The organism is Gammaproteobacteria bacterium (genome assembly GCA_013696315.1).
Taxonomy (GTDB): domain Bacteria; phylum Pseudomonadota; class Gammaproteobacteria; order JACCYU01; family JACCYU01; genus JACCYU01.
The window spans coordinates 45,211-52,322 of record JACCYU010000008.1 but is presented as its reverse complement, the minus strand read 5'-3'; the positions used below and the strand labels follow the sequence as shown (position 1 = coordinate 52,322).

The window sequence follows — 7,112 nt, the reverse complement described above, 5'->3', positions numbered from 1 at the left end:
GAACGCCGGTGAGTGATTCCGGCGGGTTCGTCTCGTCATCTTCTGCTCCTGTCGGTCGCGGCATATCATCGCCCCACAAAGCAGAGATTCCACCTATCGGGCTGTCCAGATTTCCGGGGCCAGCTCTGTTTATGACGAAGTAGTATCCAGGGCAGGAATGAAACAGTTTTGCTTGAATGAGAACCTGCGAGTTGTCGGCGAGTGGGGAGCCGATAATTCGCTACCCAGACGCGGTCGATTCATGGGGGTTGCGAAAAGCAGTGATAGCATCTACCCATGCGCTGTCGCTGGGTAAGCTGGATTCATCGTATCGCGATCTCACCTTCATCATCCACAAGCCGGGTTGATGCAGCTGTCTGTCTAAATAGGAACGACATTCAGTTGCCCCTTACGCACCCTGCAACCCTTCTGTACCGAAGTATTGCCGATGCCAAAGCTCCAGGTTTAACAACCCCCATAACAGCTTTTCGTGGTTGCGACGGCCCTCTACGTGATCGCGAAGTATTTCGTCGAGCTTATTTCTGCGGTAATAATGCGCGGTTTTTGAATCGGGCCCTGTCAAATGATCCATTAGGTACCCGCGCAAGGTGCCTTGAAACCATTTATTCACCGGCACTTTAAATCCGACTTTCGGACGTTTGAGAATGTGCGCCGGCAGCAATTGCTTCATCGCCTGGCGCAGAATCCATTTGGTCTGCCTGCCACGCAAACGGTATCGGTCCGGAAGCGCCGACATATAAGCGTACAACCTATGATCCATAAACGGCATTCTGGCCTCAAGTGAAGCGGCCATGGTCATGCGATCTCCGCGCTCCAACAGATTGTCCGGGAGCCAGCTGGTCTGATCAAAATACAAAATGCGCCGGAGCGTGGTATCTTCCGCATTAGCGTCGAATTGAACGTTGATAGTATTGTGTGCGGTCGGCGGTCGAAAGGCGACAAGTTCCGCACGTTCGCTGTCCGATAACGCGCCAAACCATCGCGGCAATCTTTCTTCCGCCTCACTCAACCCGAGATTACGTACCGCCGTTTTTGCGCGCGAAAAGCGATATGGCAAGGCGTCGACCAGTGGTTCCAGGAGCCCCTGCCTTAGCACCACCGGCAGTTTCTGATAACTGCTGACATAGCGCTCGAAGACGTGTTTGGGATAGCCGGCAAGCAACTCGTCGCTACCCTCCCCCGTCAAGACCATTTTTACCTCGTTAGCGGCATTCACGGATAACAGATAGATTGGAATGTCCGAAGGTTCAGATACCGGCGCATCACGAAATCGGACCAGCTTTGGCAACTGATCAATGACATCCTGCTCTGACACCAGCAATTCATGATGATCGGTGCCGAACTGATCGGCGATGACCCGCGCATGATTTAACTCACTATATTTCTGGTCCCGAAACCCTACTGAAAACGTCTTTACCGGCGAAGTGCTGTGGCGGGACATGAGTGCGACGATTGCGGACGAATCGATACCGCCGGAGAGAAACGCGCCATAGGCCACATCGCTGACCATACGTGCCTTGACCGCCTGATCCAACTGCTCAGTGAATGTTCTCACCGGATCCTCGGGCAACATCGTGTCGATCCTCGGAAGCTTGTCTGGCGGCGAGTAGTAGCGATTCTTCTTTAACTGGCCATTCTGCCAGACTGCGACAGTACCCGGCGACAGTTTATAAATATTTGAAAACAATGTGCGAGGACCAGGCGTGTAGCGGTAGGCCAGGTAATCCCAAACTGCCAGCATGTCAACTTCGCTGTTAATCTCATGCACTTGAAGCAGGGCTTTGATTTCGGACCCGAAGGCTAGAATGCCATTGGCCTGGTAAATGAAGAGCGGCTTCTTGCCAAAACGATCTCGCGCTATAAAAAGTATTTCGTCGTTGGCATCCCAGATGGCGAATGCAAACATGCCATTCAGGTGGTCAACGCAAGCTTCACCATACTCCTTGAAGGCATACAAAATGACTTCGGTGTCGCAAGATGTCGAAAACTGGTGCCCGCGCTCAATGAGATCGGCACGTAACTCGCGAAAATTATAAATCTCGCCGTTATATACGACGTGCAACGTCCCCGACGTATCGCTCATTGGCTGATGACCGGCATCCAGATCGATAATCGACAGCCGTCGGTGAGCCAGTCCGATCAAGTGACTGTTGCTCCGCGTAACCGCCTGGAAGAAACCTTCATCGTCGGGGCCACGATGCGCAATTGAATTTGCCATCCGGCGCAACGTCGCTGCCAGATCAGACGAGCGATCACTGACCACCAATCCCGCTATACCGCACATACAAATCTCCAACGATTAATATAAGTCATTGATCTTCAGAGAAAGTAACAGAACTAAACAATACCTAGGGATTATACCACTACAAATTCTGCGGATAACTACCTGAAGAATGAACCGAGCCTGCGATATAAGTATACGGTTATCGATCCGCGCATAGCTTTGTTGGCATTAAACGCACGCCAGGTCGCGGTTGGTGTAGATGCAAAAATCTTTAGCACCCTAACCTTGTGAGCCTGAATTGTTTCCATGTCATATCCAAGCAACTGCAGCTCTTTGCGATTGAGGTTCTGTGCTATGTATGCCTCCTCGGCACTTAACGCGGAGCGCCAGGTTCCGATGGAGCTCGAAAATATGCCGCCACTCGCAACCTGCACTGAACTATTATGGGTATCGACGTTAAGCATATCGGCTTCGTACACTTCGTCCACAAACGCGCATATCTCTCGTATGGCCCTCTGCGGGCTTTTAACCAGATGCTCATAAGGCAGAATCATTAGATTTTTCGCCGCAAGGAGTGACTTGATAACTGGAATTTGTCGCATACTCGATTTCCAGAGCAACGAGGTCACGACGGGGTGATACAGCGCCTTGAGCCGTTCTACATGTTGCGCGGAGGTTACCTTCCACTTGTTCTTGTAGGAAACCAGAAAGTCGCGCACGTCACGAACACAGACAATGAATTTCGCGTCGGGAAAGCACTGCACGATGTCCTTGATATTAAATACGTCTCTGGGTGCGTTGTTGCCCCATCTTGCCTTTCCTTCATGCTTCATCTGAAGTTCCATGAATCGGGATAATATGGCGCAATAACTATCCTGCTCCCTCACCAAAGCATCGCGCGCTGCGATATCCTTGAACAACAGATTGATCCGTTGCTGATCCGCGGGCTCGTTATACCTTCCGTAAAGCGACATTAATTGGTTTACGACTTTTGAACGCGCGTCCGCAGTTTGTATCGGGCCAAACTCACGCCGTCGCGAGTAGACATCGTCAAAAAAATGCGTTTCACCCGGCATAAAAATACGCGTATGACGGTCCAGTATGTGTGCAGTTAATGTGGTTCCGGACCGGGGGGTTCCGACCACGAAGATCGGGCTTTTAGCTTCTTGCTCAGTCAAAATGTAACTCTCAAAAATCAATCACAAGCGCGGTAGAATCGGCTTCTTGCAATTACGCAGCGACACCGACGCCCTGGCCGGGGACTGATGAGTGTACCTCAAGTATTCAATTTCGCGAGAACAACGCCGAGTCTCGCTGTTTTTATTGCTTGAGTCAGACCCGCAAGGCATTGAGCCCCAATATTCAGCGACAGCCTTTTACTGGTTCGCAAGCCACACCATATATCCTCCTCTTTGCTATTTGCGACGCTCGAATGCACCTATATCCGGCGCTCCTCCGACGTACGGTAAGCTGACATTCTGGCCGCTGTCCCAGGAAATTAGAGAATCAACAGTTAAAACGCCTTCAGCATAATCCACGTTAGTAACTCGCACTGGCAGGTTGTTTCCGACCTGAACGAGATCCCCATCCACCACGCCGAAGCCAGCCGTAAACCAGTTGGCGTCGGAGACGGCAATTCTCCTACCAGATCCAGAGCCGGAAGTTTTGGTCAGGAAATCCCCAGCGTCGATCATGGGCGAATCCCGGTCGAGGTGGAATCTGTCGGGGCCGTGCAAATCCACTGATTCGAACTGCGGTGGCGCAGTGACGTTGTTGTTAAAGTTGGCGATGTTTTCTTCCACCCAGAAAAGTGATTTTGTGCCTAATCCTTTAATATCAATTTTACCGTCGCCGCCAGGCCTTGAAAATGCATTGCTGATGAAGTAGTTGTTCTCGAGCGCGGTTCTGCCGCCAGAACTAAAATTGATAAATACTTCTGATTCTGCTTCGCTTGCGTATATTATGTTGTTTTTGAGGTAGTTATTACTGGCTGGACCTTCATTGCCGTAATCACGCATCATCCATAACCCGCCCCCTTGATACACTACATTGTTGTAAATCCTGTTGTCCTGAACCTCCATAATTTTAGGCGGGCGAATAGACCCGGAGATAGCAGGCCCCACATTGTTGGCGAAAATGTTGTACCGCACAATCTGATTTGCGCCCTCAACTTTCATGGCCGGCGGCTCTTTATCCGCGCTAGAACCGCGAAAATCGGCATGTGCGAGCAACGAATTTTTTACAATGTTGTGCTCAAAAAGATTGAACCCGCGCGTCGTATTACAAAATCTGCGGTTGGCGGACAGCGAGATCGCTCTGTAGCCCTCGTTAGGCCCCCATTTGTTTTCGAAAACGTTGTTCCTGATGACATTATAATCTCCCGAGACCGTGAGCAAGTCATGGCCCGCGCGGGTCAGCGTATTACCTTCGATTAGATTATGGTTGGCACAGCGCAGGGCGATCATGTCTCCCATACCTTCGGCATTGTCATCATCGAAAAATGTGCCTACGTAGTCCATCCGGTTGTTAATGAATTTATTGTAATGACTTCTTTCAAGATGAAATGCCGTCCAGCCTTTGGCATAGTAAAACTGTGAGTTCTGAAAGATATTGTGATGGGAATCAATTACTTCTGCCCATTTGTTGATGGTAGCTTGTTTGTAGGGGTACTTACCATCAAAAGTGAGGCCGTCGATTCGAATGTAGGAACGATTGTCAAGCGCTATTGCGATCTTCCCGGGCGGTGAAGTTATGACTGGATGGTGTTCATCGTAGGCCCGATAGGTGATGTAATGTCCAGCGCTGCCGGAGCGCGCAGGCTCTATACGTTCGCGGTATTCTCCACCCATTAAATACACCGTATCGCCCGGCCGCAGTGTCTTGTTGGCTTTGACAATGGTTCCCCACGGCGTGCTTTCGATACCGGGCTGACCGTCATCGCCCCCCGGAGACACGTAGTAATCTGCCGCACAAAGCGGAGTCGCTCCCATGCCCGACACGACCAGGCAACCATAACCTAATGCAGAAATTGACCTCAATTTGATCTCCATGGCTAATATCCCGACATTCATATGTTTACAGTGAAAATCCTATCTTGATCCTATTATTGAGGGCATAAGCCCGCGCACGGAAGAGCGGTTTCGTCAGTCGTCAGAGATGCGTGAACTTTGTCCTTCAGACTGCCCTGTAGTCTGAAAAATACAGAAGCGTTATCAGCTTAATTATGCAGTCTGATACCTAAATTCATACCAGCTGGTAGCTAAATTAATACCAGTCGGCGAGAACCTCATACAATTGATAGTAGCAAAGCCATTAGTCTTACGTCCGTGGAGACCAAAACCTTAAACATGGACAAACAAAGATGAAACTAAGACTAATATTGCTATGCCTGCTTTCCAGCCCTTCGTTTGCGGCAGATTATTTCGTAAGCCCGAGCGGCAATGACAGCAGTCCTGGCTCCAAGGCTCAGCCCTGGAAAACAATAAGCAAAGCCAACCAGGTCTTGCAGCCGGGTGATACCGTGTACGTGGGGCCGGGCGAATACCGCGAGAAGATTGAACCCGCACGTTCAGGTCAGAGTGGAAAATATATAACATACAGTTCCTATGATGGCCGTCCCTGGATTACTGCCCCGCCGGGTGGAGTTGCCGTTAAGCTAATCGACAAATCCTACATTTTCATTCTTGGCTTTGGGATAGACGGCAAAGGCGCATATACCAAATCCAATATCGATTCCTTCGTGCAGATCGATGGCGGCGGGAGGCATATTATCGAAGATGGCGATTTCCGTAACGCTAGGGGCTGGGCAGGCATCAGTATAGAGAACAGTAACTACAACAAGCTGCTGAACAACCGTGTTGATCAGGTCGGCGCATGGTTATCTAACGTCTCACACGAAGGTGCGGGCGATATGATCACAATGCACTGCGCGTCGCATAATTTGATTGAAGGTAATCACCTAACCCGCGGTGGACATACGTTGATTGCCAACAACGGTGATTATAATGTCATTCGTAACAACCTCTTCGACCAAAAATGGGGCGAGGGCATCGGCTACCGGGCGATGGAGTTGACCGCTAATGAGCGGTTTTGCTCTAAAACCGTGGGCTACAGCCTGGTTGAAGAGAATACTTTCAGAAACATGCTGAAGGCGCCTGTCAAGGACGAAACGACGGGGTTCAAGGTCGAGGGCGAAGGTCACATCGTGCGATTCAACATGATTGATACCGTCGCTGGTCCAGCCACCATCTGCGTAATCAGGCCCCCTATTATCATGAGCTGTCAGAATAATCGGATCTATAACAACACGTTCAGGAACGCGAAGGTAATGTGGGAGCTCAGAGATCAAGGCGCAGGAGCCGCGTTCGATAACATCCTCAAGAACAATCAACTGATCAATACCGGCATGCCCAAAATGCAAGGTACAAACAAGTCAGTGAATAATTTAACTGGCGACGCCTTCGTTGACAGAGGCGTACCTCTCACAGCAACGACGACCGACGGTGACGGTACTACTGTTGCTGTCCAAGACGCACGCTGGTTCACAGACGGTTTTGGTATCGTTGCCGGCGACCGCATCCGGGTAGGTGCAAACCCCCCAGCAACAATCACCGCCACAAATTATGGGGCGAATACGCTAACGTTCGACAAGCCGCTAAAGTGGGGAAAGGGTGACACGGTGACTCTACCGTACTCTGGTCAATCACCCGATCTGGGTGAAGGTGCACTTGCCGAACTCACTGAAACAGTGCCAAATCCCTCCGGTAAACCCGCTATACCTACAGGACTTGGGCTTATGAGAACTGCGCGTTGAAAACGTTCCGCGAAGAAATAACTGTAGTGGGTAATTTATAAAGGGGGCTTCCGTCGTCTAGGGTGACTTTCTAGG

General features: G+C 50.4%; 4 protein-coding genes. 1 reads left to right on the top strand and 3 read right to left on the bottom strand.

Going from position 1 to position 7,112, the window contains the following annotated elements; translation table 11 throughout:
• Nucleotides 1-388: 388 nt before the first annotated feature.
• The 3 genes from asnB to H0V34_00590 form a co-directional block, all read right to left on the bottom strand.
• Nucleotides 389-2,284 carry an asparagine synthase (glutamine-hydrolyzing) gene (gene asnB / locus H0V34_00600; protein MBA2490250.1) on the bottom strand — a complete coding sequence of 632 codons (1,896 nt, stop codon included), beginning with the start codon at nt 2,282-2,284 and terminating at the stop codon, nt 389-391.
• A 98-nt stretch (nt 2,285-2,382) separates the two neighbouring features.
• Nucleotides 2,383-3,402 carry a sulfotransferase gene (locus H0V34_00595; GenBank protein ID MBA2490249.1) on the bottom strand — a complete coding sequence of 340 codons (1,020 nt, stop codon included), beginning with the start codon at nt 3,400-3,402 and terminating at the stop codon, nt 2,383-2,385.
• A gap of 237 nt (nt 3,403-3,639) precedes the next feature.
• Nucleotides 3,640-5,274, bottom strand: a complete 1,635-nt coding sequence (locus tag H0V34_00590) for a hypothetical protein (protein MBA2490248.1) — start codon at nt 5,272-5,274, stop codon at nt 3,640-3,642.
• A 311-nt stretch (nt 5,275-5,585) separates the two neighbouring features.
• Here H0V34_00590 and H0V34_00585 point away from each other — a divergent pair, with 311 nt between their 5' ends.
• Nucleotides 5,586-7,037: a DUF1565 domain-containing protein gene (locus H0V34_00585; GenBank protein MBA2490247.1), complete on the top strand. Its 1,452-nt coding sequence runs from the start codon at nt 5,586-5,588 to the stop codon at nt 7,035-7,037.
• The last annotated feature ends 75 nt before the right edge of the window (nt 7,038-7,112 follow it).

Coding starts and splice junctions, on each gene's coding strand:
- asnB (MBA2490250.1), bottom strand. CDS start 2,284: ATGTGCGGTATAGCGGGATTGGTGGTCAGTGATCGCTCGTCTGATCTG.
- H0V34_00590 (MBA2490248.1), bottom strand. CDS start 5,274: ATGGAGATCAAATTGAGGTCAATTTCTGCATTAGGTTATGGTTGCCTG.
- H0V34_00585 (MBA2490247.1), top strand. CDS start 5,586: ATGAAACTAAGACTAATATTGCTATGCCTGCTTTCCAGCCCTTCGTTT.